20 protein-coding genes and 1 pseudogene are annotated in these 25,941 nt (G+C 64.4%); 9 read left to right on the top strand and 12 right to left on the bottom strand.

Annotated features, from left to right (window positions below):
* Nucleotides 1-57: 57 nt before the first annotated feature.
* Together A3AS_RS0134660 and A3AS_RS0134665 are read right to left on the bottom strand one after the other, a co-directional pair.
* Complete coding sequence (locus A3AS_RS0134660; RefSeq protein ID WP_018322069.1) at nt 58-1,002, bottom strand: alpha-E domain-containing protein; 945 nt, start codon at nt 1,000-1,002, stop codon at nt 58-60.
* A 4-nt stretch (nt 1,003-1,006) separates the two neighbouring features.
* Entirely contained in the window at nt 1,007-2,425 is a 1,419-nt protein-coding gene (locus tag A3AS_RS0134665; RefSeq protein ID WP_018322070.1) for a circularly permuted type 2 ATP-grasp protein, read from the bottom strand.
* Between the two features lie 276 nt (nt 2,426-2,701).
* Here A3AS_RS0134665 and A3AS_RS0134670 point away from each other — a divergent pair, with 276 nt between their 5' ends.
* From A3AS_RS0134670 to A3AS_RS0134680, 3 genes are read left to right on the top strand one after another with little or no spacing between them, the layout of a single operon-like run.
* Nucleotides 2,702-3,439 carry a molybdopterin-binding protein gene (locus tag A3AS_RS0134670; protein ID WP_018322071.1) on the top strand — a complete coding sequence of 246 codons (738 nt, stop codon included), beginning with the start codon at nt 2,702-2,704 and terminating at the stop codon, nt 3,437-3,439.
* Nucleotides 3,440-3,475: 36 nt separating this feature from the next.
* Nucleotides 3,476-4,003: a xanthine phosphoribosyltransferase gene (gpt, locus tag A3AS_RS0134675; protein ID WP_018322072.1), complete on the top strand. Its 528-nt coding sequence runs from the start codon at nt 3,476-3,478 to the stop codon at nt 4,001-4,003.
* A gap of 24 nt (nt 4,004-4,027) precedes the next feature.
* Nucleotides 4,028-4,690: a hypothetical protein gene (locus A3AS_RS0134680; RefSeq protein WP_018322073.1), complete on the top strand. Its 663-nt coding sequence runs from the start codon at nt 4,028-4,030 to the stop codon at nt 4,688-4,690.
* 25 nt (nt 4,691-4,715) lie between these two features.
* Here A3AS_RS0134680 and A3AS_RS0134685 read toward each other — a convergent pair whose 3' ends face one another.
* Nucleotides 4,716-5,738: a methionine synthase gene (locus tag A3AS_RS0134685; RefSeq protein ID WP_018322074.1), complete on the bottom strand. Its 1,023-nt coding sequence runs from the start codon at nt 5,736-5,738 to the stop codon at nt 4,716-4,718.
* 130 nt (nt 5,739-5,868) lie between these two features.
* Here A3AS_RS0134685 and A3AS_RS0134690 point away from each other — a divergent pair, with 130 nt between their 5' ends.
* The 3 genes from A3AS_RS0134690 (at nt 5,869) to A3AS_RS0134700 (ending at nt 8,289) form a co-directional block, all read left to right on the top strand.
* On the top strand, nt 5,869-6,570 hold the full coding sequence (locus tag A3AS_RS0134690; RefSeq protein ID WP_018322075.1) for a glutathione binding-like protein: 702 nt from the start codon (nt 5,869-5,871) through the stop codon (nt 6,568-6,570).
* Nucleotides 6,571-6,703: 133 nt separating this feature from the next.
* A complete protein-coding gene (locus tag A3AS_RS0134695) occupies nt 6,704-7,312 on the top strand; it encodes a 2-hydroxychromene-2-carboxylate isomerase (RefSeq protein WP_018322076.1) in 609 nt (202 codons plus the stop codon).
* Nucleotides 7,312-8,289 (top strand): NADPH:quinone oxidoreductase family protein, encoded by a 978-nt coding sequence (locus tag A3AS_RS0134700; protein WP_018322077.1) that lies wholly within the window; start codon nt 7,312-7,314, stop codon nt 8,287-8,289. The genes A3AS_RS0134695 and A3AS_RS0134700 overlap by 1 nt, the downstream gene beginning before the upstream one ends.
* 143 nt (nt 8,290-8,432) lie before the next feature.
* Here the strand turns inward: A3AS_RS0134700 and A3AS_RS0134705 are convergent, their stop codons facing one another.
* The 8 genes from A3AS_RS0134705 to A3AS_RS0134740 form a co-directional block, all read right to left on the bottom strand.
* Complete coding sequence (locus A3AS_RS0134705; protein ID WP_018322078.1) at nt 8,433-9,323, bottom strand: crotonase/enoyl-CoA hydratase family protein; 891 nt, start codon at nt 9,321-9,323, stop codon at nt 8,433-8,435.
* 301 nt (nt 9,324-9,624) lie between these two features.
* A complete protein-coding gene (locus tag A3AS_RS0134710; protein ID WP_018322079.1) occupies nt 9,625-11,046 on the bottom strand; it encodes an amidase in 1,422 nt (473 codons plus the stop codon).
* Nucleotides 11,047-11,048: 2 nt separating this feature from the next.
* Nucleotides 11,049-12,212, bottom strand: a complete 1,164-nt coding sequence (locus A3AS_RS0134715; protein WP_018322080.1) for a M20 aminoacylase family protein — start codon at nt 12,210-12,212, stop codon at nt 11,049-11,051.
* 13 nt (nt 12,213-12,225) lie between these two features.
* Nucleotides 12,226-13,731: a M81 family metallopeptidase gene (locus A3AS_RS0134720; protein WP_018322081.1), complete on the bottom strand. Its 1,506-nt coding sequence runs from the start codon at nt 13,729-13,731 to the stop codon at nt 12,226-12,228.
* A gap of 293 nt (nt 13,732-14,024) precedes the next feature.
* Nucleotides 14,025-15,674 (bottom strand): ABC transporter ATP-binding protein, encoded by a 1,650-nt coding sequence (locus tag A3AS_RS0134725; protein ID WP_026202675.1) that lies wholly within the window; start codon nt 15,672-15,674, stop codon nt 14,025-14,027.
* 14 nt (nt 15,675-15,688) lie between these two features.
* Nucleotides 15,689-16,576 carry an ABC transporter permease gene (locus A3AS_RS0134730; RefSeq protein ID WP_018322083.1) on the bottom strand — a complete coding sequence of 296 codons (888 nt, stop codon included), beginning with the start codon at nt 16,574-16,576 and terminating at the stop codon, nt 15,689-15,691.
* Between the two features lie 18 nt (nt 16,577-16,594).
* Entirely contained in the window at nt 16,595-17,536 is a 942-nt protein-coding gene (locus tag A3AS_RS0134735; protein ID WP_018322084.1) for an ABC transporter permease, read from the bottom strand.
* Between the two features lie 207 nt (nt 17,537-17,743).
* Nucleotides 17,744-18,874 (bottom strand): M20/M25/M40 family metallo-hydrolase, encoded by a 1,131-nt coding sequence (locus A3AS_RS0134740; RefSeq protein WP_018322085.1) that lies wholly within the window; start codon nt 18,872-18,874, stop codon nt 17,744-17,746.
* A gap of 269 nt (nt 18,875-19,143) precedes the next feature.
* Here A3AS_RS0134740 and A3AS_RS0134745 point away from each other — a divergent pair, with 269 nt between their 5' ends.
* Both A3AS_RS0134745 and A3AS_RS0134750 read left to right on the top strand, forming a co-directional pair.
* Entirely contained in the window at nt 19,144-20,754 is a 1,611-nt protein-coding gene (locus tag A3AS_RS0134745) for an ABC transporter substrate-binding protein (protein WP_018322086.1), read from the top strand.
* 230 nt (nt 20,755-20,984) lie between these two features.
* Nucleotides 20,985-22,580 (top strand): glycosyltransferase family 39 protein, encoded by a 1,596-nt coding sequence (locus A3AS_RS0134750; protein ID WP_084674975.1) that lies wholly within the window; start codon nt 20,985-20,987, stop codon nt 22,578-22,580.
* A 205-nt stretch (nt 22,581-22,785) separates the two neighbouring features.
* On the opposite strand, the pseudogene A3AS_RS0134755 reads toward A3AS_RS0134750, so the two are convergent.
* Nucleotides 22,786-24,034: pseudogene (locus A3AS_RS0134755) on the bottom strand (multidrug effflux MFS transporter).
* Nucleotides 24,035-24,395: 361 nt separating this feature from the next.
* On the opposite strand from A3AS_RS0134755, the gene A3AS_RS0134760 reads away from it, so the two are divergent.
* Complete coding sequence (locus A3AS_RS0134760; protein ID WP_049815080.1) at nt 24,396-25,673, top strand: hypothetical protein; 1,278 nt, start codon at nt 24,396-24,398, stop codon at nt 25,671-25,673.
* Nucleotides 25,674-25,941: the final 268 nt, after the last annotated feature.

The following is a 25,941-nucleotide window of genomic DNA, read 5'->3' on the forward strand; positions in this document are numbered from 1 at the left end:
GAGAATCTCGAGATTCCGGGTCTGGTCCTTCGGACCATTCCGGAATGACGGCGTTCATCAGATCAAATACTGCTTCGTGATGATTTCGCCCAGCCTGGAATTGTCGGTGATGAATTCCTGAATGAATTCATGCACGCCATGCTGGAAAATGTCGTTCATATTGCTGTGTTCCAGCCGGTTACGGATGCCGCGGGCGTGGCGCTGGGCCGGGCCCTGGCGGCCATAGGCGACGCCGATCTGGTCGAGGTTGCGCACGAGATTGCCGTAGCAGCTGGCGAGCGAGCGCGGCAGCGTGTCGTTGAGGATGAGCAGATCCGCGATCAGCCACGGCTTCAGCGTCTCGCGATAGACCCAGTGATAGGCCGTCAGCGCCGAGACCGAGCGCAGGATCGAGCTCCACTGGTAGAAGTCCAGGGGACCACCGACATGCTCTTCCTCGGGCAGCAGCACGTGATACTTCACGTCGAGAATGCGCGCGGTGTTGTCGGCGCGCTCCAGATGCACGCCCATCCGCGAAAACCAGTAGGCATCGTTGCGCAACATGGTCCGGTAGGCCGAACCGTCGAAGCGCAGCGAGGTCTCCTGGACGAAGCGCAGGAATTTGGCGAGGTCCTCGCGCGTCGAGGTGCCCTTGCTCCACACCGCCTGAAGCTCGATCCAGGCCGAGTTGATGGTGTCCCACATCTCGCTGGTCAGCGCGGTGCGCACCGAGCGCGAGTTCAGCCGCGCCGCCTCGATGCAGTTCCTGATCGAGGATGGATTGTCCACGGAGAACGAGAGGTAATCGACGACGTTGTGCTCGTTGGCTTCCTCGTAGGTCTGATAGAAGCTGGCGGCGACGCCGGCGGTGAGCAGCGCCGAGTCCCATTCATTGGTCTTGCCGACATAGGCGGCGGGAAGCGCGGTGACGCGCAGCGTCGCATCGATGGTGCGCGCGAGATATTCGGCCCGTTCGACGTAGCGGGCGAGCCAGTAGAGGTTTTCGGCGGTACGCGACAGCATCTGACTACTCGTCCAGGATCCAGGTGTCTTTGGTGCCGCCGCCCTGGCTCGAATTCACCACCAGGGAGCCTTCCTTCAGCGCGACGCGTGTCAGGCCGCCCGGCACGATAGTGGTGCTCTTGCTGCCGGTGAGCACGAAGGGCCGCAAATCGACATGGCGCGGGGCGAGGCCGGTTGCGGTGCAAGTCGGGCAGGTCGAGAGCGCGAGCGTCGGCTGGGCGATGAAGCCTTCGGGCTCGCGCTTGAGCTTCTCGCGGAACGCTTCGATCGTGGCCTTCGTCGCGGCGGGCCCGATCAGCATGCCGTAGCCGCCGGAGCCGTGCACTTCCTTGACGACGAGCTCGCTCAGATTGTCCAGCACATAGGCGAGATCCTTCGGCTCGCGGCAGCGCCAGGTCGGGACGTTCTTCAGGATCGGCTCCTCGCCGAGATAGAATTTCACGATATCCGGCATGTAGGAGTAGATCGCCTTGTCGTCGGCAATCCCGGTGCCAACGGCGTTGGCGAGCGTGATGTTGCCGGCCGCATAGGCCGACATCAGCCCGGGCACGCCGAGCACAGAATCGGGACGGAAGGTGAGCGGATCGAGGAAGTCGTCGTCGACGCGGCGATAGATTACATCGACCCGCTTCACGCCTTCGGTCGTCCGCATGAACACTTCGTTGTTCTTGACGATGAGATCGCGGCCCTCGACCAGCTCGATGCCGAGCTTGTCGGCGAGGAAGGAGTGCTCGTAATAGGCCGAGTTGTAGACGCCGGGGGTGAGCAGGGCGACGGTCGGCTCGCCCGAGGCGCTGAGCGGCGCGACGGAGCGGAGCGCCGAGAGCAGCTCGTCCGGATAGCGCTCGACCGGCGCCACCTTGTGGCGGGCGAACAGATCCGGAAACAACCGCATCATGATCTCGCGGTTTTCCAACATGTAGGACACGCCGGAGGGCGTGCGCGCATTGTCCTCGAGCACGATGAAGTCGTTGGCATCGACCCGGACGATGTCGATGCCGGCAATGTGCACGTAGACGTCGTGCGGCACCTGCTGACCGTTCATCTCGGGCCGGAAGACCGGGTTCTGGAAGATCAGATCGTCGGGCACGATCTCGGCGCGCAGGATGTCGCGGCCGTGATAGATGTCGCGCAGGAACATGTTGAGCGCGCGCACGCGCTGCTTCAGGCCCTTCTCCAGCAGTGCCCATTCCTTACCCGACATGATCCGCGGGATCACGTCGAAGGGGATCAGGCGCTCGGTGGATTCGGCCTCGCCATAGACCGCGAAGGTGATGCCGATGCGGCGGAACAGGAGCTCGGCCTCCTGGCGGCGATATTCGAGCGCCTCGGGAGGCGTCTCCTTGAGCCAGCGCGCCAGCTCCTGGTAGGCGGGGCGAAGGTCCCCGCCGGGAATATTCATTTCATCAAACGCGACTGCCATAGATGCCGACTGTTCTCCGCAAGGCGTTGCGCCAATGGACAGGTCGCCAGGCCCTGGTGAAGCCGCAACGTCCTGACCATGCGGCAAGAGTGCATGACTTTCATGTGGTAGCAAGGGCCGGGCCAGCGCGATAAGCAGGGACTGGCAGCATTTGTCGGGGATGGCCGGCGGCTTGCCTGAAAAAATGGCTGAGGACTGCTTATTTCGACAGCAAAACCGCGTGACTTCAACGCGTTACCTCGGCAAAGTCGGCGCCACAGGTGAGGGACTTAAGTTATGAGCGAGATCGTCACGGCGGGCATTCTGGTCATTGGGGACGAAATCCTGTCCGGCCGGACCAAGGACAAGAATATCGGCTTCATCGCCGAATACCTGACCAATATCGGCATCGACCTGAAGGAGGTTCGGGTCGTCTCCGATGACGAGCCCGACATCATCGCAGCCTTGGATGCACTGCGGCATCGCTACACCTACGTCTTCACCACCGGCGGCATCGGGCCGACCCATGACGACATCACCGCCGACAGCGTCGCCAAGGCGTTTGGCGTCGGCATCGACCACCATCCGGAGGTGGTCGCCCGTTTCAAGGAGCGCTGGAGCGAGCAGGACCTCAACGAGGCCCGCTTGCGCATGGCCCGCATCCCCGACGGTGCCGAGCTGATCCAGAGCGCAACCATCCTTGCGCCCGGCTTCAAGATCGGCAATGTCATCGTGATGGCCGGCGTGCCCTCGATCATGCAGGCGATGATGGACATCGTCTCGCCCAAGCTGAAATCGGGCGTGCGCATGCTCTCCGAATCGGTCCGCGCCAATGCGCGGGAGGGCGACATCGGCAGCCCCTTACGCGCGATCGCCACCGCCCATCCCGACACCATCATCGGCAGCTACCCCTTCATGGACGAGGAGCAAAAGCCGAATACGAACCTCGTGGTGCGCTCGCGCGATGCGGACAAGCTCGCGGCAGCAATGGCCGCGGTGAAGGAAATGCTGGCAGGATTGAACATCACCCGTTAGCAGAGAATTTGCCGGCAGGCGAAGCAGGAGACGACAATGGCTGGTGAAGCACCGGAACTGAGTGCGCAGGAGCGGGCGGGCAAGGCCTTCCCGGTCTCGTGGGACCAGTTCCACCGCGACTGCCGGGCGCTGACCTGGCGGCTCAACGAAGTCGGCCCGTTCCACGCCGTCATCGCGATCACCCGCGGCGGCCTGGTGCCGGCCGCCATCGTGGCGCGCGAGCTTGGCGTGCGCATCATCGATACGGTCTGCGTCGCCAGCTACGACCACGACAAGCAGGGCGACCTCCAGGTCCTCAAGGGTATTTCGGAACAGGCCATGAAGCTTGGTGGTGGCACCGGCAAGGGGCTGTTGATCGTCGACGATCTCGTCGACACCGGCAAGACCGGCAAGCTGGTGCGCGAGATGTTGCCCGACGCACATTTCGCTACCGTCTACGCCAAGCCGAAGGGGCGCCCGCTCGTCGACACCTTCATCACGGAAGTCTCGCAGGACACCTGGATCTTCTTCCCCTGGGACACCGCGCTGTCCTACCACCCGCCGCTGCGCGACGGCGCGGCGTGATCAAAGGCGAATGGCGAGTAGCGAATGGCGAATAGCAGCCCCTCCACTCGCAATTCGCCATTCGCTACTCGCCCTCTCCAAAACCGCGTCCTGCCGACCGGCGACATTATCGCCACCCCGCATCGCGGCTTGTTCACCGGCAATCGCGGCATCATCCATGATCCCGCAACGAAGACGCTGCTGAACAAGCGCTGGTCGTCGCCGGCGTGGATTACGTGCTTGTGCGAATTCCGCGGCTGGCGGCGGCCGGTGATGGCGCGGCGCAGCTGGACCGAGCTATTCTTCCTCGACGAGGCCACCGCGTTTGCCGCGGGCCATCGTCCCTGCTTCTTCTGCCGCCGCGAGGATGCCAACCGCTTTCGCGCGGCGTGGGAGGTGGGGAATGGCGTGAGCAAGGTGAGCGCGAAGGCGATGGACGCCGAGCTGCACCTGGAGCGTCTGGATCATGGCCGCAAGCGCCTGCACGCGCCGCCGGTGCCGCTGGCAGAATTGCCCGACGGCGCGATGGTTCAACGGGGCGAAGACAGCTTTCTGGTGGTGCAGGGAAGGGCGCTGCTTTGGTCGCCAGCCGGCTATGCCCGCGCCGAGCACGAGCTGGAGAGCCCAATGCTGCTGACGCCCCCGTCTACACTGCGTGCACTGAGCGCCGGATATCAACCGGCGCTGCATCCGACCGCTCTGGACTAGCAGAGCGGCCTGCGGATCCCGGCCCTCACCCCAGCTTCTCGCGCGCCAGCGCAGCGCCTGCGCCGAGCGCCATCAGCTTGGCTTCGGCGATCTCGCGCCGCATCGGTGCCATGCCGCAATTGGTGGTGGCGATGATGTTGCTCTTGGGGACGAATTTCGACACCGCGTCGATCACCTTCACGACATCCTCTGCAGTCTCCACCGTGTCGCTGGCAACGTCGATCACGCCGGCCTGCACGATCTTGTTCTTGAGCAGCTCCAGCAGATCGAGCGGCACTTTCGAATTGCGGCATTCGATCGCGACCTGCTGGATCGGGCTGGCGTCGATCGCCGGAAAGATCTGCTCATACTGCCGCCATTGGCTGCCCAACGTTTCCTTCCAGTCGGTGTTGGCCTTGATGCCGTAGCCGTAGCAGATGTGCACGGCGGTGGCGCAGGTGAGGCCCTGCGCAGCGCGCTCCAGCGCCTTGATGCCCCAATCGTTGACCTCGTCCATGTAGACGTTGAAGGTGGGCTCGTCGAACTGCACGAGATCGACGCCGTCGGCCTGCAATGCCTTGGCCTCCTCATTCAAAAGCTCGGCGAAGGCAAACGCCATCTTGACGCGGTCGCCATAGTAGCGATCGGCAATGGTGTCGATGATGGTCATCGGGCCGGGCAGGGTGAACTTCAGCTTCCTCTTCGTGTGCGTGCGCGCCGCGCGCGCCTCGAAGGCATGGACGCGGCCCTTGAGCCGCAGCGGGGCGACCACTTGCGGCACCATCGCCTTGTAGCGGTCCTTGCGGATGCCCATCTCGACCTTGTGCGCGAAATCGATGCCTTCGATCTTCTCCAGGAAGCCGTGCACGAAATGTTGCCGGGCCTGCTCGCCCTCGGTGAGGATGTCGATGCCGGCGTCCTCCTGGATCTTCAGCCAGATCAACGTCGCGTCGCGCTTGGCGCGGAGCAACTCGTCGCCCTGCGACTTCCAGGGCGCCCAGAGCATATTGGGTTCGGCAAGCCATTCCGGCTTCGGCAAGGAGCCGGCAATAGTGGTTGGAAACAGCATGGCGGCCCTCCGGCGGGTTGTGTTGCGCCCCTTCCTGCCATGTCCTAACGTCAAGGTACAGAACAACAAAAGTCGTTATTTTAGCTGGCGGCATCGGCAGGGAAGGCCAAAGGATGCCGAGGGAAACGTCATGATCGATCTCCATTACGCGCCGACGCCAAACGGCTGGAAAATCTCGATCATGCTGGAAGAGCTCAGACTTCCCTATGTCGTGAAGCCCGTCGACATCCGCGCCGGCGAGCAGTTCAGCCCCGAGTTTCTGGCGATCTCCCCAAACAACCGCATCCCCGCGATCGTCGATCACGCACCCGCCGACGGCGGCGGGCCGTTCTCGGTGTTCGAGACCGGCGCAATTCTGATTTATCTCGCGGAGAAGACCGGCCGCTTCCTGGCCGCCGACTTGCGCGGCCGTTCCACTACAATTCAATGGGTGATGTGGCAGATGGCCGGCCTCGGGCCGATGCTCGGCCAGCACGGGCATTTTGCGCTCTATGCGGCGGAGAAGATCCCCTATGCGATCGAGCGCTATCGCGACGAGGCGGCCCGGCTCTACGGCGTGCTCGACCGGCAGCTGGAGAAGACCGGCGCCTATGTCGCCGGCGACTATTCCATTGCCGACATCGCCTGCTTCCCCTGGACCATGACCCACAAGGCGCAGGGCTTTACGCTCGACGACTATCCGAATGTCAAACGCTGGTATGCCGACGTCCGCGCCAGGCCGCAGGTGCAGGCGGGGCTTGCGATCGGAAAATTCGTGAAAGAGCCGTTCGACGAGGAATCACGCAAGATCATGTTCGGCCAGCGTGCGAAGGAAGTGTTGGGAAGGAAGTAGTGCCTGTCCCTCATGGTGAGGAGCGCCATAGGCGCGTCTCGAACCATGAAGGCCCGACTGTCACCCGTGGCCATCCTTCGAGACGGCCGCTACGCTGCCTCCTCAGGACGAGGTCCGTTACAAAGGAAACGCCATGATCGAATTCTTCTTCGACTGTTCCAGCCCCTGGACCTATCTCGCCTTCCACAACATCCAGCCGCTCGCCAGGGAACTCGGCGCCGAGATCGTCTGGAGACCGATCCTGGTCGGCGGCATCTTCAATACGGTCAATCCGAGCGTCTATGCGCAGCGCGAGACGCCGGTGCCGTTGAAGGCGCGCTACATGAAGAAGGACCTTCAGGACTGGTCGCGCTCGGCGGGCCTTGCGATCAAGATGCCGCCGACGGTGTTTCCGGTGAACAGCGTCAAGGCGATGCGCGGATGCATCTGGCTGGGTAAGGACATGGTGCCGTTCGCGACCGCCGTGTTCGAGGCCTATTGGGGCGAGGACAAGGATATCTCGCAGGACTCCGTGCTCGCCGGGATCTGCAGGAAGGTCGGCATCGACGAGCCAAAATTCTTCGCCGGCATCGCCGAGCAAGGGATCAAGGATCAGCTCAAGGCGAATACGGAAGAGGTGGTCGCGCGCGGCGGCTTCGGCTCGCCGACGATCTTTGTCAATAAGACCGACATGTATTTCGGCAACGACCGCCTGCCGCTCATCCGCGAAGCGCTCAAGCGCAGCAAGGCGAGCGCGGCCTGATGGTGCGCGCCGTCGTCTGCCATGCGCTCGGCGCGCCCGAAACCCTGCGGCTGGAAGAGTTTCCGCCGCGCGCCTTGATGCCGGGCGAAGTGCGGGTCGCGATCCGTGCCGCCGGGCTGAATTTTCCTGATGTGCTGATGGCCGCCGGCCAATATCAGCTCAAGCCGGAGCTGCCGTTCACGCCCGGCATGGAAGCTGCCGGCGACGTGACCGAAGTGGGTGCGGAGGCGAAGGGCGCTGCCGTCGGCGACAAGGTCATCGTGAAGATGCGGCACGGCGCATTCACCGACGAGGCCATCGTCACGCCGTCGCAGCTCACCCCGATGCCGTCGACATTCGACTACGCCGAGGCTGCGACCTATCTTGCCGGCCATGGCACGGCCTATCACGCGCTGATCGATCGCGGCCGGGTCGAGCCGGGAGAGGTGCTGCTGGTGCATGGCGCCGGTGGCGGCACGGGATTGGCCGCCGTCGAGATCGGCAAGATGCTGGGCGCCACCGTGATCGCGACGGCGTCCAGCGACGAGAAGCTCGCCATCGCCAAGGCGCGCGGCGCCGATCATCTTATCCGGTATGACCGCGAGCCGTTTCGCGACGCCGTCAAGCGCATCACCGATGGTCGCGGCGCGGACATCGTGTTCGATCCCGTCGGCGGCCAGGTTTTCGAAGACTCGATGCGCTGTATCGCCTGGGGCGCGCGGCTCCTCGTAATCGGCTTCACCGGCGGCATCGGTTCGGCCAAGACCAACCTGCTGCTGATCAAGGGCGCCAGCGTGCTCGGCGTGCGTGCCGGCGAAGCGGTACGAAAGAATCCCGCACTTGGCGAGGTGCGCCTGAAAGCGCTCTTGCAATGGGCGGAGGAGGGCAAGCTGCGCCCCAACGTCTCACACCGCCTGCCACTGGAAGATTACGCGAAGGCCATGCGGCTCTTGATCGACCGCAAGGCGATTGGGCGTGTCGCGCTGATGATGGAGTGACGGTGCCGTAGGGTGGGCAAAGGCGCTCTTGCGCCGTGCCCACCATCTCTCTCGATTGCGAAAAGTGCGTGGGCACGCTTCCGCCGTCGCTCTTCGAGCTATGGCGGACAAGTCGCTTTGCCCACCTTACGAGAGCTACGAAGCTACTTGTATTCCCGCTCCGTCCACCACGGGAAATAGTCCGGCATGTCGCTGGACACCTTGTTCTTGAACTGCGCGGGGCGCTTTTCCAGGAACGACACCACGCCTTCCTTGACATCGTCGGAGCGGCCACGGGCGTAGATGCCGCGGCTGTCGACCTTGTGGGCCTCCATCGGATCATCGGCGCCCATCATGCGCCACATCATCTGGCGGATCAGCGCGACCGATACCGGTGCGGTCTTCGCCGCGAACTCCTTGGCGAGCGCGCGGGCGGTCGGCAGGAGGTCATCAGGGGAGACGACCTTGCTGACGAGACGGCCGGCGAGGGCTTCCTGGGCCGGGAAGACGTGGCCCGAATAGCACCATTCCAGCGCCTGCGAGATGCCGACAATGCGTGGCAGGAACCAGCTCGACGCCGCCTCCGGCACGATGCCACGCTGGGAGAACACGAAGCCGAAGCGAGCGGCGTCGGAAGCAATGCGGATGTCCATGGCGAGCTGCATGGTGACGCCGATGCCGACCGCAGGGCCGTTCACGGCGGCGATGACGGGCTTCAGGCACTTGAAAATGCGCAAGGTCACCTGGCCGCCGCCGTCGCGCACCTGCGGATCGCTGTAGTCGACCTTGCCGTCGGCGAAGCGTTTGACGGGCCCGCGCCGGGCGTCGCGATCGAATGTGTCGGCGCCCGACGACAGATCGGCGCCCGCGCAAAAACCGCGACCGGCGCCTGTCACGATAATGGCGCGGACGTTGTCGTCCTTGTCGGCGGCATCGAACGCGTCGATCAGCTCTGCTTGCATCTGCGCGTTGAAGGCGTTGAGCTTGTCGGGCCGGTTCAGGGTGATGGTGAGGATCTGCTCGGCGACCTCGTATTTGATCGTCTCATACGCCATGGTGGTTTCCTTCCTTTTGTTCTTTCGCTGCGCAGATGGCACAGGGCTTGAGTTTTCTTTACCCTCCCCTGGGGGGAGGGTCGATCGCGCGCAGCGCGAGCGGGGTGGGGTGATCTCTCCCCTCGGGCACTGCTGGACGCGGAGAGACCGTCACCCCACCCCGTCTCACATTTCGCTGCGCTCAACGTGAGCCGACCCTCCCCCTCCGGGGGAGGGTAAGCAAGAGGCTCCGCATGCTGCCTGTCCAAAGACTTCCGGGCTTGCGCTTAAAGGGCGCGCTTCCCGGAATGACGAGAACGTCTTACTTCGCCGGCGGCCTCGGCCAGGGCTTCTGCGGCCCGCGCAAACCTTCAAAAGCCTTGGCCATGCCGAGCACGCCAATATCGTCGAAGCGGCGGCCGACGATCTGCACGCCGATGGGAAAGCCCTTGGCGTCGAAGCCGCCGTTGATGGAGATGGCCGGGTTCTCCGACATATTCCATGGCACGGTATAGGCGATGTGCTCGAACGGCTTCATCGGATCGTTGGTCGGCGAGGCCCAGTCCGCCGGATAGTTCACGTTCGGTGCAGTCGGCGAGATCACGTAATCAAGCTCGCAGAACAGCTTTGAAGCCGCGGCCCGGATCGCCATGGTCTGGTTGAAGCCGCGGATGACATCGATGCCAGAGAGCTTGGCGCCGGACTCGCCCCATTTGAAGATATAGGGCAGCACCTTGGCCTGTTCGGCCGGTGTCAGCTTGGCCAGATCATCCCACATCCGCGCGCGCCAAAAGTTGTCGAGGCCGTCGAGCATCTCGCGCGTCAGGATGCCGTCGACCTCGGTCACGACGCTACCTGCGGATTCGAACGCTTTTGCCGCCTTCACCGCGACCTCGCGCACCGGTTTCTCCAGCGCCAGGCCGCAGCCGGGATCAAGCATCAGGCCGATGCGCAGCTTGCGCGGAGCCTTCTCTGCTCCCTTCCAGTTCAGCGGCTCGGCGGGCAGGCTCATGCCGTCGCGCCGGTCGGGCTTTGCGATCACGCTCATCATCAGCGCGCAATCGTCGACCGTGCGGGTCATGGGGCCGGCGACGCGCCCGACATAGGTGGGGTCGATCGGCACGCGGCCGAAGCTCGGCTTCAGGCCGACGAGGCCGCACCAGCCCGCGGGCAGGCGGACCGAGCCGCCGATATCGGTGCCAAGATGTAGCGGACCATAGCCGGCCGCGGCAGCCGCGCCTGCGCCCGCGCTGGAGCCGCCGGGATTCTTCGAGAGGTCCCAGGGATTGCGCGCGAGTGCGTGGAAACTGGAGAGTCCGGATGACAGCATGCCGTAATCGGGCATCGTGGTCTTGGCGAAGATGACCGCGCCGGCCTCGCGCAGGCGGGCGGCGGGCGGGGCATCCTTTTCGGCCGGCACCAGCTTGACGCTGGCAGCGCCCAGCGGCACCGGCACGCCCTTGGTCGCGATGTTGTCTTTCACCGTGACAGGCACGCCGTCGAGCGCGCCGGATGGCTCACCGCCGGACCAGCGCGCGGTCGAGGCCTTCGCGGCCTCGCGCGCGCCGTCGGGATCGAATGCATAGAGCGCCTTCAGATGCGGCTCCCACGCAGCGACATGCGTGAGCAAATCCTCCAGCACCTCGCTCGGCGAGAATTGCTTGGCGCGGTAGCCCGCGATCAGATCGACCGCGGACAGATCGTGCAGTGAGGTGACCGCTTCCTCAGGGCTCTTCTTATGCATTGCTAACCTACCGGCATACGGGTCTCGATGATCCGGGCGAACATGCTGGCGCCGATCGGCAGGATCTTGTCGTCGAGCACGAAGCCGGGATTGTGCACGGGCACGTTGCCATCATGGCCGACCCAGAAATAGGCGCCGGGAATGGTCTCCAGCATGTCGGCGAAATCCTCGCTGCCCATCTTGGGCTGGGCGCGGGTGATCACGTTGGCGGGGTCGACGATGGTGCGCGCGACCTCCTCGACCACCTTGGACTGCTCGACCTGGTTGACCAGCACGCCGAAGGTGTCGCGGATGTCGACGTCGATGATGCACTGGTAGGCACTTGCGATGCCGGCGCAGATGGTGCGGATGCGTTCGCTGACCAGGGTGCGAACTTCCTTCGAGAAGGTGCGGATGGTGCCGCAAAGATGCGCGTCGCCGGGAATGACGTTGTAGGCGGAGCCCGCGTGGATCTGGGTGATCGACACCACCGCAGCCTGCAGCGGCTCGACGTTGCGGCTGACGATGGTCTGGATCGCCTGCGCCAGCGTGGTCGCGATGATCACCGCGTCCTTGGAGCGCTCGGGCATCGCGCCATGCGCGCCATAGCCGGTGATGCGCAGGTCGAAGAAGTCGGCGCTGGCCATCGCCGGGCCGGGCAGGATCGCGATCTCGCCATGGTTGAGGTCGGGTGCGTTGTGCAGGCCGTACAGCTCGTCGCAGGGGAATTTTTCGAACAGGCCGTCCTTGATCATCGCGCGGGCGCCGCCGAGGCCTTCCTCGGCCGGCTGGAAGATCAAATGCACGGTGCCGTCGAAGTTCTTGGTCTCGGCGAGGTAGCGCGCGGTCCCGAGCAGCATGGTGGTGTGGCCGTCATGGCCGCAGCCGTGGAAGCGGCCGGGGATTTTCGAGCTCCACTTCAGATTGGTGTTCTCTTCCATCGGCAGCGCGTCCATGTCGGCGCGAAGGCCAATGCGCTTGTTGCCCGAACCTTTGCCCTTGATCACGCCGATCACGCCGGTGCCGCCGAGACCGCGATGCACCTCGATGCCCCAGCCCTTCAGCTTGTCGGCGACGATGCCGGAGGTGCGCACCTCCTCGAAGCCGATCTCGGGATGGGCGTGCAGGTCGCGGCGGATGGCGGTGAGCTCGTCGGCGTAACCGTCGATGCGATCGATCGTGGGCATGGGCTTTGTCCAGTTAGCGTGAGGGAGGCGAGAAAACGGGGCCGTTCGGCTTGATGCGAATGCCCGGCCGCAGGCGCGTCCAGGGCAGGGTGGCGGTGTCGGCCGGCATCGCGCCCGGTGCGGCGCAGATCATCAGCTTTTCCGCGATCGGCTCGAAATCGGCGCGGAAGTGCACCGAGCTCTTGTTGACCAGAATCTTCTGTTCGGTCGGCTCGATGCCGACATAGCGGTACATCGCCTGGTCGGCGAGCTGCGCCTTGTGCGAGGAGACGACGACGCGGACGTCGCCGATGCGCAGGCAAGCGGAGGGGCCCATCTCCATCTCGCGGCCGCCATAGTAAGGGCCGGGCGCGATGAAGCGGCCGTCGGAGAGCTTTTCGACCACGAAGGTCTCACGATAGGGCTCGTCGCCGGGGATGCCGGACTTGCCGCCGAGCGACAGCGTCACGGTGGCACCGACGCCGGCGTCATGCGCGGCCTTGGCCGAGACCGGATCGTAGATCGCGCCGGTCGCGGCGCTCGCTCTGTTGCGCACCAGCGCGCGCAGCATGCCAGTCGTATCGGAATCGCCGCCGGCGCCGGGATTGTCCTGGGTGTCGGCGATGATGATCGGCTTGCGCGCGCTCTTCGAAAGCTCCATCGCGTGGCGCACGCCATCATCGGGCGACCAGATCTTGCCGTCGAAATCGTCCTCGTGGCTTTCGATCAGCTTGACGACCGCATCGGCGGCACGGTCGGCATCGGCTTGCGTCCTGCCATAGGCGAACACGCTCGGCCCGCAATCGCGGAAGTCGGCGGCGGGGAAGCCGGGCGCGAAGGAGAGCGTCGGAACCGCATCGCTCTCCAGCCCGGCGAGCTGTTCGTAGATGCCTTTGGTCGGCTGGTCGTTGGTGCATTGCCAGCTGATCGGGATCAGGAACGGCAATTGCCGGAACGATTTGGCAAAGCGCTGCTTCGAGTTCAGCAGCAGCGCCAGATGCCGCGCGGAGGCGCGGCCGGTCTCGGCCATGTCGACATGCGGATAGGTGCGGTAGGCGATCAACGCGTCGGCATGTTCCATCATCTCGGGCGTGACGTTGGCATGGAGGTCGAGGCTGGTGACCAGCGGAACGTCCTTGCCGATGACGCGGCGCACGCGCGCCAGAATCTCGCCTTCGCCGTCGTCGAGATGCTCGGTCACCATGGCGCCGTGCAAATCGAGATAGACCGCATCGATCGGGCCGGCGGCTGCGATGCCGTCGACCATCACCTTCACGATGCGCTCGAAGGCATCCTTGGTGACATGCGCCGACGGGCTCGCACCGCAGGCGATGGTCGGAACAAGTTCCCAGCCGTTCGCTTCGGCGCTGTCGACGAAGCCGGCAAGGCCGACATTGATGCGCCGCATCACCTTCAGCACGTCCGCGCCTTCAGTCATCGCCGGCCAGCCGCCGCCATGCTGGAAGTCGGCGAAGGTCGCCTTGGTGGGAGCGAAGGTGTTGGTCTCGTGCAGGAAGCCGCCGACGGCGATGCGTGTCATTCAGTTCAGTCCAATCAATCAAGAGGGCGCGACGTTAGCCTTGGCCCTGCGGCGAGAGCAAGGTGGGAAGCACTCGCGCCGCGCATAGGGTCAAGCTGTTTTGGGAATGCTGCGGAGGCGGTGCGTGTTGTGAGCCGCTCTGCCAGCCAGACTCTCGCTGTCGTCCCTGCGAAAGCAGGGACCCATAACCCCAGGGAGGAGTTTGACGGAGGCCGGTCGTTCGGGACGAGCACCACCGGCAATCGACCGATCACGCGGTATGGGTCCCTGCTTTCGCAGGGACGACAGTGTAGCTACGCCGTCGCCCCCACGCCCTCTGCGACCGGCCGGAAGTTCGCAAAGTCCCAGTCGCGGCCGGGAGCGGCATCCAGCAGCGCCCTGGTGTAGGCCTCCTTCGGATGCGTCAGCACCTCGGCGGCCGGGCCTTGTTCGACGACACGGCCGTGCTGCATCACCACGACCTCGTCGCAGATCTGAGCTGCGACGCGCAAATCGTGGGTGATGAACAGGATCGCGATGCCGAGGCGCTTCTGGATCTCGTCGAAGAGTTCCAGCACCTGCGCCTGCACCGAGACGTCGAGCGCGGAGACGGCTTCGTCCGCGACCAGCACGTCCGGATCGAGCCCGAGCGCGCGGGCAATGGCGATACGCTGGCGCTGGCCGCCGGAGAACTGATGCGGATAGCGCGATACTGCATCGGCGGGCAGGCCGACCAGCTCAAGCAGCTCGCGGGCGCGCTTCATCGCATCGGGATGGGCGACGCCGTAATTGATCGGGCCCTCCGCAATACTCTCGCCGACCGTGACGCGCGGGTTGAGCGAGCGGTAGGGATCCTGGAACACGATCTGGATCTTCTGCCGGTGCGGCTGCAGCAGGCGGCGCGAGATGCCGGCGATCTCTCGGCCGGCGAGGCGCACGCCGCCGGAGGTCGGATCGATCAGGCGGACGATACAGCGCGCAACCGTCGACTTGCCCGAGCCGCTTTCGCCGACGATGCCGAGCGTGCGGCCCTTGCGCAGCGTCAGCGTCACCTTGTCGGCGGCGACGACCTCGCGGCCTTTGCCGAAGAAGGCACGCTCCTTGTAGACCTTGCTGAGGTCGTTGGCCTCGAGCACGACCGGCTCGCGGCTCTCCTCGCGCGGCGGCCGCGGCACCAGGCTCGGCACCGAGGAGAGCAGATTGCGGGTGTATTCCATGGTCGGATTGCGCAGCACGGCCTCGAGCGGGCCGGTCTCGACCAGCCGGCCCTGCCGCATCACGGCGACGCGGTCGGCGATCTCGGCGACCACGCCCATGTCGTGGGTGATGAACAGCACGGCCGTGCCGTGATCGCGCTGGAGCTCGCGGATCAGGGACAAAATCTGCTTCTGCGTGGTGACGTCGAGCGCGGTGGTCGGCTCGTCCGCGATCAAGAGCTTTGGCTCCAGCACCAGCGCCATCGCGATCATGATGCGCTGGCGTTGGCCGCCGGAGAGGCGATGCGGGTAGGAAGCGAAGATGCGCTCGACCTGGGGCAGGTGGACCTGCTCCATCATGTCGAGGATGCGCTTCTTTCGCGCCTTGGCATCGAGATTGGTGTGCGCGCGCAGCACCTCGTCGATCTGGCGGCCGACCGGCACCACCGGATTGAGCGCGGTCATCGGCTCCTGGAAGATCATCGCCATCTGCGTGGCGCGGAGCTGGCGCAGGCGGCGGTCGGTCGCGGTGAGCAGCTCTTCGCCGACCAGCTTGATGCTGCCGGCGGTGGGAACCAGCGTGCCCTTCGGCAGCAGGCCCATCGTGGTGAGCGAGGTCACCGACTTGCCCGAGCCGCTTTCGCCTACGAGGCACAGCGTCTCGCGCTCGCGGACCTGGATCGAGATGCCGTCGATGATCTTTGGCCCGCCCGGCTTCTTGCCGACGGAGACGACGAGGTTGTTGATGTCGAGAACGGTGTTGGTCATCACTTGATCGGTCATCACTTGCCTTCCCGCTGCTTCATGCGCGGATCGAGTGCGTCGCGGGCGGCGTCGCCGATCAGATTGATGCTGAGGATGGCGATCGAGAGCAGCAGGCCCGGCCAGAAGATCAGCGACGGCTTGATCTGGAAGTACTGGCGGCCCTCGGCCATGATGTTGCCCCAGGTCGGCGTCTCCGGCGAGATGCCGGCGCCGAGGAAGGAGAGGATGGCCTCGGTGAGGATGGCGCTCGCGCAGATATAGGTGCCCTGGACGATCAGCGGCGCCACCGTGTTCGGCATCAGATGCCGCCACATGATCTTCGGCAAGGACGAGCCGACCGAGATCGCCGCCTCGACATAAGGCTCTTCGCGCGCCGACAGCACGACCGAGCGGACCAGCCGTGCCACGCGCGGGATCTCGGGGATGGTGATCGCGATCAGCACGGTCCAGAGGCTGGCGCCGGACAGCGACACCACGGCGATCGCGAGCAGGATGCTCGGCATCGCCATCAGGCCGTCCATGACCCGCATCAGCACGGCATCGACCAGCTTGAAGAAGCCGGAGACGAGGCCGATCGCAAGGCCGATGACGATCGACAGGATCGCCGAGCCGATGCCGATCAGCAGCGAGATGCGGCCGCCATAGACGACGCGCGACAACAGGTCACGACCATAGGCATCGGTGCCGAGCAGGAATTGCGCGGACGACGGCTTGAGCCGTTGCGACGGCGCGAGCTGGATCGGATCATGCGGCGCGATCAGCGGCGCCAGGATCGAGACCAGGATGATCAGCGCGAGCAGGACCGTCGCCGTGGCGATGATCGGCGTCGAGGTGAGGAAGCCGAAGCGCGGCCGCAGCGGCGACGTGATCGGAATGGACGACTGGGGAAGGGTATCGACCGACATTCTATTCTTGTCCTTGCCTCAGTACCGGATCCGGGGATCGAGCAGGGTGTAGGCGACGTCGATGAGAAGATTGACGACGACATAGATCAGCGACGTCAGCAGGATCATCGCCTGGATCACCGGATAGTCGCGCGCCAGCACCGCATCCACGGTGAGGCGGCCGATGCCGGGAATGTTGAACACGCTCTCGGTGACGACGACGCCGGAGATCAGCAGCGCAAAGCCGGTGCCGATCACGGTGATCACGGGCACGGCGGCGTTGCGCAGCGCGTGGCGCATCATCACGGCGACCTCGTTGATGCCCTTGGCGCGCGCGGTGCGCACATAGTCCTCGCCGAGCACGTCCAGCATCGCCGCGCGGGTCATGCGCGCGATCAGCGCGATGTAGATGAAGGAGAGCGCGCAGGTCGGCAGGATCATGCGCTCGAAAAACGGTCCGAAGCCGTTAAAGATGCTGCGGAAGCCCTGCACCGGCACCCACCGCAGTTCGATCGCGAAGATCTGGATCAGAATATAGCCGACCACGAATACCGGCACCGAGAAGCCGAGCACGGAAAGCCCCATCACGAAACGGTCGATCCAGGTGCCGTGCTTCCACGCGGCGATCACGCCGAGGGGAACTGCCACGATCACGGCGAGGATGATGGTACACAGCGCGATCGAGATCGACGGCTCGACGCGCTGGCCGATCATCTTCATCACAGGCAGATTGGAGATCAGCGAGGTCCCGAGATCGCCGTGCAGCAGCTTGTTCACCCAGGTGACGAACTGCACGATCAAGGGCTCGTTGAGGCCGAGCGAGGTGCGGATGCGCTCGAGCCGTTCCGGCGTTGCATTGTCGCCGGCGAGGATCGCGGCGGGATCGCCGGGGGTGAGGCGGAGCAGGAGGAAGACGAACAGCGCGACGACGCCCATCACGGGCACCGCGGCGAAGATTCGGCGAAGGAGATATCCGAGCAAGTTGGATCCGTCAGATTAGAGTAAATCGGCGGCAGCGGTCGTAGTCTGTTCTGCCACCAGCCTAACATTTCAGCAATTCCCGTGCCATCAGGGCCACAGTTTTTGCAGTGCGGTCAGCTGTTTTGGCGACCCCTCTTCAAGGGGGCCAGCGGAGCGTGCCCGCCAGACGAAATATCGCGGCGCGCCACGCGCGCCCATCCAATCCGGTCACTCCAGCGTCGCAAGCAGCCCGGCCATCAGCCGGCCGCGCTCAACGAGACTCTCGACTTCGATATACTCCTCTAACGTGTGGCCATTGGCTCCGCGCACGCCCAGGCCGTCGAGCGTCGGGATTCCCATCGCACCGGTGAAGTTGCCATCGGAGCCGCCGCCGGAGCTCGCATGCGGCAGTTCGGCGCCAAGCGACTTGGCGATGCCGCGCGCCTTCTCATACAACGCCATCGTGCCGGCATCCGGCTCCCACACCGGACGCGTCACCCCGCGCGTCACCTTGAAGGAAACATCGTTGGCCGTGCCCGACAGCGCCAGCATCCGCTCGACGCCGTGATCGAGATCGGCCTGCCGCTTGGCCATGGAGAGCGCTTCGCCGGTGGCGGTCGTGGCAACGCAATTGACCCATTGCCCGCCATGCACGACGCCGACCGAGAAGGTGCAGTCCTCCGTCGTCATCGCGTCGATGGCGAGAATCTGCCGCGCCATCTCGCGGATCGCCGAGCGTCCCGCCGACAGCGTCGCGCCGGCGTGGCTCGGCCGGCCCGTCGCCTCGAGATTGAAGCGCGCGATGGCGTAACGTCCGGTGGTGACGCCGTTGTCGGCGCGACCGGGCTCGGGCACCAGCACGTATTTGTTGCGGGCGGCTTCCGCCTCGATGATGTCGCGCGTCGAGGGCGTGCCCACTTCCTCGTCCGGCGTGAACAGCACGGTGATCGGCAGCGGCGTGGTGAACGATGCACGCGCCAGTTGCCGGATCGCTTCCAGCGAGAGGTAGTTGCCGCCCTTCATGTCATAGATGCCGGGGCCGTAGCACCGATTGCCCTCGCGCCGCCATTTCAGCTTCTCGATGGTACCGACCGGGTGGACGGTATCCATATGGCCGGCGATCAGGATGCCCGGCTCGCCCTGTTTCGGATGCGGAAAGCGCGCGCGGATCACGCCGCCGAAGCCCTGGCGGCCGGCGATGCGCTCGATCGTCGCACCCATGATCGCCATATCCCGCGCTGCGATATCGAGCATGCGATTCACCGCATCAGCGTCCCAGGTCGGGCTTTCGCATTCGACCCAGCCGCGCAGACCCTGGAGCATCGCCTCGGAATCGAAAGGAAGACTGGCTGGATTCATCTCAATGTCTCTCAAGCTTCGAAAGATGGAATGCGCATTGCATTGGTGCGGGGCAGGACGAGTGGAGAGTGTTGTAGAGCCAAACCGATCCTTGTGGAGCCCGTGCCCGCGCCGCCAGGGCTTGCAGCGAAACCGGATTGACGCGCTCGGCACTGTCTGCAAGTCTCGAAAGATAAAGGCATTGCATGAGGTTAGTTCGCCCAAGGAACGAGCCGCATGCTTAACCAATAACCTGCCTTTGAACAGTTTCACGTCAGGAGAAACTTTTTATGTTCCACTTCATGCGCCGGGGGCCTCGCGCGTTTGCCTCCAAACTTGCGCTGTCTGTCGTTGCGCTTTCGACGGCGCTTGCCTCGCCAGTGCTTGCAGCCGGCAAGACCATTACGGCGGTGATGCATTCGGATCTGCGCATCATCGATCCGATCTTCACCACGGCCTACATCACGCGTGACCATGGCTACATGGTCTACGACACGCTGGTGGCTCCCGATTCGAGCTTCAAGATTCAGCCGCAGATGGCGGACTGGAAGATCTCCGACGACAAGCTCACCTACACCTTCACGCTGCGCGACGGCCTCAAATGGCATGACGGTGCGCCGGTGACGGCGGAAGATTGCGTCGCCTCGCTGAAGCGCTGGGCCGCGGTCGACGGCATGGGCCAGAAGCTCCTGGACTTCACCGCGAGCATCGAGGCGACCGACGCCAAGACCATCACGCTGAAGCTGAAGGAGCCCTACGGCCTCGTGCTCGATTCCATCGGCAAGCCGTCCTCGCGCGTCGCCTTCATGATGCCGAAGCGCCTCGCCGAGACGCCGCCGGACAAGCAGATCCCCGAGCAGATCGGCTCGGGCCCCTTCAAGTTCGTGGCGTCGGAATTCCAGCCCGGCGTCAAGGCGGTCTACGTCAAGAACACCGATTACGTGCCGCGCAAGGAGCCGGCGAGCTGGACCTCCGGCGGCAAGGTGGCGAAGGTCGACCGCGTCGAATGGATCACCATGCCGGACTCGCAGACCGCGGTGAACGCGCTGCAGTCGGGCGACATCGACTTCATGGAAAACCTGCCCTACGACATGCTGCCGGTGCTGGAGGCGAACAAGGAGATCACGATCGAGGTCTCGAACAAGTTCGGCTTTCAGACGCTCGGCCGGATGAACTTCCTCTATCCGCCGTTCGACAACGTGAAGGTACGACGTGCCGCTCTTCTGGCGATGAACCAGAAGGACGTTCTCGACGCGCTGGTCGGCAATGCCAAGTACCAGAAGATCTGCGGCGCGTTCTTCGTTTGCGATACGCCGTTCGCGACCGAGGTCGGCGCCGAGACCCTGGTGAAGGGCAATGGCATGGCGGAGGCCAAGAAGGCGCTCGCCGAGTCAGGCTATGACGGCACCCCGGTCGTCATCATGGCGCCCGGCGACGTCACCACGCTCAAGGCCCAGCCCATCGTCGCGGCCCAGCTGCTGCGCGAAGCCGGCTTCAAGGTCGATCTGCAAGCGACCGATTGGCAGACGGTGGTGAGCCGCCGTGCCAGTCAGAAGCCGCCGAAGGAGGGTGGCTGGAACATGTTCTTCACCAACTGGGTCGCGGCCGACGTCTCCAACCCGATCGCCAATCTCTCGATCGGCGGCCAGGGCAAGAAGGGCGGCTGGTTCGGCTGGGCGGAAAGCGCCAAGATCGAGCAGCTCAAGGACGCGTTCGTCCGCGCGCCGTCGATCGACGAGCAGAAGAAGATCGCCGCCGACATCCAGAAGGAAGCCTATGAGCAGGTGATCTACATCCCGCTGGGGCAATACCTGCTGCCGAGCGGCTGGCGTAAATCGCTGACCGGCGTGCTCGACGGCCCGGCGACGCCGCTGTTCTGGAACGTCGACAAGTCGGAGTAAGGGGAGGCGAATTCACGTAGCCTTCGGCGTCTTCACCACGCGGCGCCGCTGTCATCAGCGGCGCCGTTGTCTTTTGTTGGGTTGCGCCGGCGGAAAGGGCGTTGGGCTTTTAACCTTTCCAGTTTCCGGTCATTGCTATTTGTTTCAATCCTGAAATAGATGCGTCGTCTTACGCATCATTTTTCCTCCTCAACCTGATTCCCGTGCCGATCGATTTTGCATTCCAGGCGATGGCCGAACGGTCCGATCGCGCGCCGGCGCGTTGGCGGCGGCCTTTCCTGCACTGGCTCGATGGCGTCGAGGCGGGCTGGGCCGTTCCGCTCCTCATCGGCTGTTTCGTCGCGATCTGGACGTCCTATCTGGCGATCGCCTATGCCGGCGGCGGCCTGCACCCTGATACGCTCGAGGCCTGGATGCTGGGGCAGCATTTCGCCTGGGGCTATCACAAGCATCCTCCCTTGACCGGCTGGATCGCCGCCAGCTGGACCTCTGTCTTCCCGCTCAGCGATTGGTCGTTGCAATTGATGGCGATGGCCAATGCCGGGCTTGCGCTGATCTTCGTCGACCGGGTCGCGCGGCAATTCGTGACCGGGCACAAGCGCATCCTGGTGCTTTTGCTGCTGATGCTGACGCCGGTCTATCAATTCCATGCCCAGCGCTTCAATGCCAATTCGGTGCTGCTGGCGGTCTGGCCGCTGGCGACCTGGTGCTTCCTGCGCGCATTCGAGACGCGCGCCCCGCTGTGGGCGGTCGCAATGGGATGCACGACGGCGCTGGCGATGGTCGGCAAATATTATTCGGTCTTTCTCGTCACGAGCTTCGCGTTTGCCGCGCTGGCGCACCCGGCGCGGCGCGCTTATTTCACCTCCGCTTCGCCCTGGATCTCGGTCGTCGTCGGGCTCGCGGCGCTGTCACCTCACGTCTATTGGCTCGCGACAACGGGCGCATCGACCTTTACCTACGCGCTGGCGCACACAGGCGGCAACGCTGCGACCTCACTCGGCGAGGCGAGAAACTTTCTGCTGGGGCTGGCGGCGGCGATGAGCATGTCGGCCGTGTTCTGGGTGCTCGTTGCAGGAACGCGCTTGAAGCAGTTTCCGGCGGACTTCGCCGCAATGAGCCCGGGCCTGCGGCTTTTGTTCTACGTCACGATGGGTACGATCGTGCTGCCGGTGCTGACGTCGCTCGCGATGGGCACCGATCTGCCGTCGCTATGGGCATTGCAGGGACTGTTCCTGTTCACCGTTCTCGTGGTCGGCGGGACGAGCTACCCGATCGAGCGCTTCTACACGGTCAACCTCACCGTGATCGTGGCCGGCGTCGCGCTCGCGGCCATCCTGATCGCCGCGCCGATCCATGCCGTCTATCGCAACGATCACGGGTATGAGGAGGGCCGGAATCTTTACGCCCAGGCGGCCAGTGAATTGACGCGCGAGTGGCGCGAGCAGACCGGTGTGCCGCTGAGCGCGGTGAGTGGTGATGGTTCGCTGGCCTTCGCCACCGCTTTCTACAGCCCGGACCATCCCCGTCATGCGGCGCCCTTCGAGTACGACCAGACATTGGGCTTGCCGCGCAAGACGTCGCTCGACCGCGGCTGGGCCGCGCTGTGTTTCCGCGACCAGGATACTTGCACCCGGTGGATGGCGTGGGCGTCCTCGCAGACCGGACACTTCGTCAGGCGCGAGTTCACCGTGCGGGCCACCCTGTGGGGGCGGCCCGGTCTCTCGCGGGAGGTGGTCGCTCTGATCGTGCGGCCCCGGGGAATGCGGATGATACCCAAGAGCGCTGCGGATGATTTCAGCGCCAGCAGGCGCGGTTCGGAATAGGCTCTGCGCTCAACAATGACTGTCGCGGACCTGCTCAAGACCCTCGCTCGCCAAAGGCGTCGTCAACGTGGCGTGCTCTGCGCTCGGCTCCGAATGTTCCGTCTTCCGCCGTTCGACGTCGCGGCGATCTTCCCGGTGTTCCGGTTCCATTGAATGTGACCTCTCGAATTGCTGCAGGACAACATCGAGCGGATCGGGAAGTTCCTTAAGTGATGGGACGATGATGCGGCTTGAACAGCCGGCCCTTTTCCACCACCAGCACGATCGCGAGCGCAGCGAGCGTCGACAGGAAGAAGCCGATCGAGAACGGCAGCAGCGTGCGGTCGAAACTCTGTCCGATCGCCATGCCGACCACGATTCCGATCAGCGTCGTGATCGACCCGTAGAGCGAGGAGGCTGTGCCGGCGATGTGGCCCTGCGGCTCCATCGCGAGCGCGGTGAAGTTGGCAACCATCATGCCGAACGAGAACATCATCAGAGCCGAGAGCACCATGAACAGGGTGAGCGGCAGGACGCCGAGTATTTCCGTCAGCAGCATCACGGCAGCGACGATTGTGTAGAGCGTCAGCGCGCCATGCGAGATCACGCGCATGCCGAGCCGCCCGACCAGCCTCGCATTGAGGAAGCCGGCGACGGCTGCCGGCTGCAATCGCGGCGAAGGCGAGTGGGAAGTAATGGCCGAGGTGATAGATGCCGGTGAAGACCTGCTGGGCGCAGAAGACAAAGGCAAAGAGCGCGCCGATGACGCTGCCGGCGGCCGTGGCATAGCCGATGGTCTGGCGATTGGTCACGGTCTGCCGAAACGCCGAGAGCACGTCGGCGGGCGCCAGGGACCGGCGCCCGGATTCAGGAAGGGTTTCCGGCAGCCGCAGCACGCACCAGGCGAGCGCCAGCAGGCCGTAGAGCATCAGCACGACGAAGATGCCGCGCCACGCCGTCACCAGCAGCACCGCCTGTCCGAACGAGGGAGCGATCACGGGCACCGCGATGAACACCATCATGGCAAGCGACATCACGCTCGCCATGCGGCGGCCGACATAGCAGTCGCGCACGATCGAGGTCGCGATCACGCGTGTTGCCGAGGTGCCGAGCCCCTGGAGCGCGCGCGCCAGCAGCAGCGTCTCGAACGAGGGCGCCGCGACCGCCAGCACGCTCGCCACCGCATAGACCGCCATGCCGCCGAGCAGCACTGGCCGGCGGCCGAAGCGGTCCGACAAGGGACCCATCACGAACTGGCCGGCGCCGAAACCGATCAGGAAGGTCGACAGCACCAGCTGCAGATGGTTGGCGACGGGAATGTTGAAGGCTGTCCCGATATTGGGCAGCGCGGGCAGCATCATGTCCATCGCAAGCGGATTCAGCGCCATGATGGACGCGATCACGATGACGAATTCTGGAAATCCCATCGGGCGGTGTCCTGCGGACACCCAATCGTCGGCATTGACGTCAGACAAGAAGCTCACCTCTGAAATTGAGCGACTTTATCCATCGCCCATGCTGCGTTGCACAACCCATGTTTCGGGATGGCTGGCAGGCGGAGGAGGGGCGGACAAGAATTGGTGAGGGGAACCCCCGCGCGAGCCGAACGTGGGTCCTGCTATGGCCCGGAAACCTGTGATTCACCATCCCTCCCTAAAGATCGGCGTCGGGCGAGGCAGGTGGGGCCCGGCGGGATGAAACGGAAACGCCTCCTGTCCACTGTGGCGGCCGATGGATGAGGCGCTGCGCTGGCGCCGAGAGAAACCAGGCCAAACAAGGTATCCGATTGTGTCTGATGTCACCGGTACGGCACGATGGTTGGAGCCTTCGGCCGACATGGCTTCGAGGCGTAACCTCTGGCTTGCCTGCCTGATCGCACTGACCGCGCTTCTGGTGTTCGGCAATCTCGCCAGCGACCTCGGCCTCGATGTGAAATATGGCTGGGACACCCGCGTCAATTGCGCGGCGGTGGATGCCTATGTCGGCGGACTCGATCCCTATTTCGTCAAGAACCTGAAGGGCACCAAGCTCTCGTACCCCTATCTGCCGGTGACGCTGGACGCCTTTCGTCCTTTTTGCGCGGACGGCATTCTGGTCGCTCACTACAAAACCATCTTTCCCGTGCTGGCCGTGCTCTGCGGCCTCATCTTGCCAGGTTTTGGCCGAAGGCGCCCGAGCGCTCGCGACGTCGGGCTCAGGGTGCTCTGCGCGCTCGGCGCATTCGTCGGTTTCGAATGGGTGCAGGCGTCGGGCAATTTCGCGATCCTGAGCGGCGTGCTGACCGCGATCGCGCTGAGGCTCCTGCTTTCTCCGCCCGCATCCGGAGCGGCAGAGGACCGCAGCTTTCCGTCGCGCCTCGCCGGCGCCGCGCTGCTCGGCCTCGTGGTGTCGTTCAAGCTGGTGTTCTTTCCCGTGCTGGCCGCGCTGTATTTCCTGCCGCTGCCGCGCAGCCGCAAGCTGACGCTGATCGCGATGGCTGTGTTCAGCTTCGCCTTGCCGATCCTGATATCGTGGCTGGCATACCCCGATCTGTTCGCGAGCTGGCAGCTTGCGGTGGCCGGAAAGATTCCGGACCAGCACCTCGTCGAGCTCTTCGAGAGCAATCCGTCCCTGCTGCTGCTGGCGCGGGATCTGATGGGGCATGTGGGCCTGATCGACAGCAAGCCGGCGATCTTCGCAGCCTATGCGTTCGCTGCGACCGCACTGGTGCTCGTGCCGTTCGTCCTGTCCGTCCTGCGCTTGATCGGGAGCCGGCCGGCGCACGAAGGAGATTCGCTTCTTGCGCGACTGGATCGCTGGCTGATGGATCACCCCCGTGCAGCAATGCGCATCACGGTGCTGGCCATGTTTGCGCTCTATCTCAGCTCGCCGCGCCTCAAGGAATATGCCTTCTTCGAGCTCGCGCTCTATGCCGCGATCCTGCTGGTCGATCTTCCGGTCAGGGCACTCGCCGCCGCGCTCATCGTCGGTCTCCTGATGCCCTCATTGATCTTCGTGACGGGGAGTTCCTCCGAGGACAATTCCATCCAGCTCTTCAGCGCGCTGATGTTCTTCTGGGTCCTGCTGCTCGACGTCCGTCATGCGGGCCGGGTGCCGGACACGGTCCAGCTATAGCCGTGGCGGTGGTAGAGCCTGACATCGCCTTGGCGGCACGCTCGATGCTTTCGCGGTCGTGGTCCACGCCGCAATAATCGCCCAGCTCTCCAAGCACTCTGCTGTACGTGTTCCAACGAGCTCGATGCGGTGGCGATCCGCCGCATGCTTTCGGTGAAGCGGCTGCTCGGACTCGGGAGAGGACGATCTTCAGATGCTGAAGCAACAAAGCTGTTGGGCAGATCGAGACGTCACCGGCGGCGTGTTCGATGATCGCTCAGTTGAAGCG

The organism is Bradyrhizobium sp. WSM2793 (genome assembly GCF_000379585.1).
Lineage (GTDB): Bacteria > Pseudomonadota > Alphaproteobacteria > Rhizobiales > Xanthobacteraceae > Bradyrhizobium.

What these genes read in the sequence shown, in the direction of transcription:
- A3AS_RS0134660 (WP_018322069.1), bottom strand. Translation starts at nt 1,002, where the DNA reads ATGCTGTCGCGTACCGCCGAAAACCTCTACTGGCTCGCCCGCTACGTC.
- A3AS_RS0134665 (WP_018322070.1), bottom strand. Translation starts at nt 2,425, where the DNA reads ATGGCAGTCGCGTTTGATGAAATGAATATTCCCGGCGGGGACCTTCGC.
- A3AS_RS0134670 (WP_018322071.1), top strand. Translation starts at nt 2,702, where the DNA reads ATGAGCGAGATCGTCACGGCGGGCATTCTGGTCATTGGGGACGAAATC.
- gpt (WP_018322072.1), top strand. Translation starts at nt 3,476, where the DNA reads ATGGCTGGTGAAGCACCGGAACTGAGTGCGCAGGAGCGGGCGGGCAAG.
- A3AS_RS0134680 (WP_018322073.1), top strand. Translation starts at nt 4,028, where the DNA reads ATGGCGAATAGCAGCCCCTCCACTCGCAATTCGCCATTCGCTACTCGC.
- A3AS_RS0134685 (WP_018322074.1), bottom strand. Translation starts at nt 5,738, where the DNA reads ATGCTGTTTCCAACCACTATTGCCGGCTCCTTGCCGAAGCCGGAATGG.
- A3AS_RS0134690 (WP_018322075.1), top strand. Translation starts at nt 5,869, where the DNA reads ATGATCGATCTCCATTACGCGCCGACGCCAAACGGCTGGAAAATCTCG.
- A3AS_RS0134695 (WP_018322076.1), top strand. Translation starts at nt 6,704, where the DNA reads ATGATCGAATTCTTCTTCGACTGTTCCAGCCCCTGGACCTATCTCGCC.
- A3AS_RS0134700 (WP_018322077.1), top strand. Translation starts at nt 7,312, where the DNA reads ATGGTGCGCGCCGTCGTCTGCCATGCGCTCGGCGCGCCCGAAACCCTG.
- A3AS_RS0134705 (WP_018322078.1), bottom strand. Translation starts at nt 9,323, where the DNA reads ATGGCGTATGAGACGATCAAATACGAGGTCGCCGAGCAGATCCTCACC.
- A3AS_RS0134710 (WP_018322079.1), bottom strand. Translation starts at nt 11,046, where the DNA reads ATGCATAAGAAGAGCCCTGAGGAAGCGGTCACCTCACTGCACGATCTG.
- A3AS_RS0134715 (WP_018322080.1), bottom strand. Translation starts at nt 12,212, where the DNA reads ATGCCCACGATCGATCGCATCGACGGTTACGCCGACGAGCTCACCGCC.
- A3AS_RS0134720 (WP_018322081.1), bottom strand. Translation starts at nt 13,731, where the DNA reads ATGACACGCATCGCCGTCGGCGGCTTCCTGCACGAGACCAACACCTTC.
- A3AS_RS0134725 (WP_026202675.1), bottom strand. Translation starts at nt 15,674, where the DNA reads ATGACCAACACCGTTCTCGACATCAACAACCTCGTCGTCTCCGTCGGC.
- A3AS_RS0134730 (WP_018322083.1), bottom strand. Translation starts at nt 16,576, where the DNA reads ATGTCGGTCGATACCCTTCCCCAGTCGTCCATTCCGATCACGTCGCCG.
- A3AS_RS0134740 (WP_018322085.1), bottom strand. Translation starts at nt 18,874, where the DNA reads ATGAATCCAGCCAGTCTTCCTTTCGATTCCGAGGCGATGCTCCAGGGT.
- A3AS_RS0134745 (WP_018322086.1), top strand. Translation starts at nt 19,144, where the DNA reads ATGTTCCACTTCATGCGCCGGGGGCCTCGCGCGTTTGCCTCCAAACTT.
- A3AS_RS0134750 (WP_084674975.1), top strand. Translation starts at nt 20,985, where the DNA reads ATGGCCGAACGGTCCGATCGCGCGCCGGCGCGTTGGCGGCGGCCTTTC.
- A3AS_RS0134760 (WP_049815080.1), top strand. Translation starts at nt 24,396, where the DNA reads ATGGCTTCGAGGCGTAACCTCTGGCTTGCCTGCCTGATCGCACTGACC.